At 41.2% G+C, this 2,152-nt stretch carries 2 protein-coding genes; both read left to right on the top strand.

Annotated elements, in window-relative coordinates; all coding sequences use genetic code 11:
- Window positions 1-1,657: BACON domain-containing protein (locus AB5935_RS24640; RefSeq protein ID WP_368327717.1), on the top strand; the 1,657-nt coding region annotated here is incomplete at its 5' end.
- 60 nt (window positions 1,658-1,717) lie between these two features.
- Window positions 1,718-2,152, top strand: a 435-nt coding sequence (locus AB5935_RS24635) for a glycosyl hydrolase family 18 protein (RefSeq protein ID WP_368327716.1), incomplete at its 3' end; no start/stop codon positions are given.

The raw sequence follows: 2,152 nt of genomic DNA, 5'->3' as shown, positions 1-2,152 counted from the left end.
ATATTTAGCAATAGGTGTATTATGTAATGCCTCTTTAGTATCATGCGGTGATAGCTTCAAAGAGAAAACTGAGATTGTTGCATGCGGAATCTCCACTAATGCTTTAACATTCGGAGTCTCCTCTACTGAAGTTCAGACTGTAGATATTACGTCAGAAGCAGCTTGGGAAGTAGCAGTGGATCAGGCAGGTGGTAATTGGCTTACAGTTTCTCCTTTGGAAGGAACTGGTAATGGTACGCTAACAATTGCTGCTGATAAGAATAACGGCCCAAAACGCAGTGCAACCTTGACCATAGCGGCGAAAGGTGCTGAACTTCGAACCATCACAGTTATTCAGGATGGCTATAAAGGAACCATTTATAATTACGGTGACTTTACTGGATTGCAAAAGACGGGGCTTGTGGCAGGGATCAATCCGATCACTATCGTAGATAATGACGAATGTGAAGATGGAAAAGCGTTAAGAATCTATACCCGGGCAGGTGAAGAGTATGAAGGTACTAATGGGGACCGTTTCAAGGTGCAGACAACAACGCAATTCGGATCAGGTCGTTATGAATGGAGGATATATGTCCCTAAATTCGGAATGAATGACCGGGCTAGTATTGGAGCATTTTTATATTTTGATGATGGGCATGAATTGGATTTTGAAATTTGTTCCGGTACAGCTGCAGACCGTGCAGCACATAGTGCCGGACCAGATGATATGCTGTGCCTTGTGACTAGTCAGGCTAATCCTTTTTTCTCTGAATTCACGCCTATTAAGGGGGATGCTTGGCATACGTTTGTATTGGATTTGAAGTTAGAAAATAAGAAATATCTGGCGGAGTGGTCGGTTGATGGTAAAGTTTTAAAGAGGGCACAATTAGATTATGGTGAAGAGGCTTATTTCCGTGCTATATCTAGTGTCGAGAATCTTTATGGTATGGGCGATCATGCGGCAACTCAAGAAAATTATGCCTTATTTGATTATCTTGAATATGTTCCTTATGATTATTCAATGAAGCCGATTATCGAAGGTCAGCTTCCTCCCGAACCAGAGGGAACAACAGTGAAGTGGGACTTTGAGGAAGCTGGTTTTGTTCCTGTTGGATGGACTAACAATGGAGGAACGATTGCGGATGGAAGTTTGAATCTATCTAACGGGAATAACTTCGTTTATAGTCCGGAAGTGGGAGCTGGAAAATATACATGGGAAATAGATGTTCCTTTGGTAGGGGTAGGTGAAAAATGGTTGGCAGGTGGTAATATCGCTGCAACTAACGCTGAAGAAAGGTCATTCTCTATGTTTGTTTTCTCGGGTACTGAAAATGATCGTGCGGCTTGTACGGTTCCTCCTGTTCCAGGTCAGATGCTGGTACGTTGTTATACGGAAGCTATGGGAGTTTACGGTGTACCTATTGATCCGGGTAAACACACTTTGACTATTGACCTTAGACTTAATGCAGATGGTGCATATTGGGCGGCATGGATTATAGATGGTGAAGTGGCGAAAACATTTACTACTTGGTATACTCCGGCACAGTTTAAATTTGGATTCTCAATGATGACCTTTGCTGATGGAGGTGGCTGGCAAGGAGATAAGCCTACTGCAAAGACATATACAGTCAAATATGACTATATAGAATATAAGAAGTATAATTATGATGAAGAATAACAGTTTACTTTACATTCAATGAGGTATTTAAGCATAATTGGAACAGCTATATGCTGTGTAATGTTGGTAATGACGAGTGTTTCCTGCAAGCAGGAAATATTCTCTTCCACCACCCAGGAGAAGAAAGTAGCTCCTTGGTATGTCTATATAGATGGAAGCTCTCTTAAGGATATAGAGCCAGTGAAAGAGATTATTAGTTCCATTAGCGTTTTCGGGAATCCTCCGAAATCATTTATCGATGAATGTCATCAGAATCATATCGAAGTATATCAGGCTGTAGGTGGGAATGAAGAAACGATTGATACGCCACAGAAAAGAAAGGCGCTTGTTGAGAAGTATGTAAGTGATTGCAATGCAAACGGATATGATGGAATAGATCTTGATCTCGAACATTTGAACCCTGATATTCAGGATGCATATACCGAATTCCTGAAACTGGCTTCAAAAGAACTCCATGCTGTTGGAAAGAAATTAAGCCATTGCGTTAGTTTTTAT

Source organism: Phocaeicola sp. RTP21198st1_B8_RTP21198_201120 (assembly GCF_040929485.1).
Classification (GTDB): domain Bacteria; phylum Bacteroidota; class Bacteroidia; order Bacteroidales; family Bacteroidaceae; genus Phocaeicola; species Phocaeicola dorei.
This window is presented reverse-complemented; position numbering and strand designations above follow the sequence as displayed.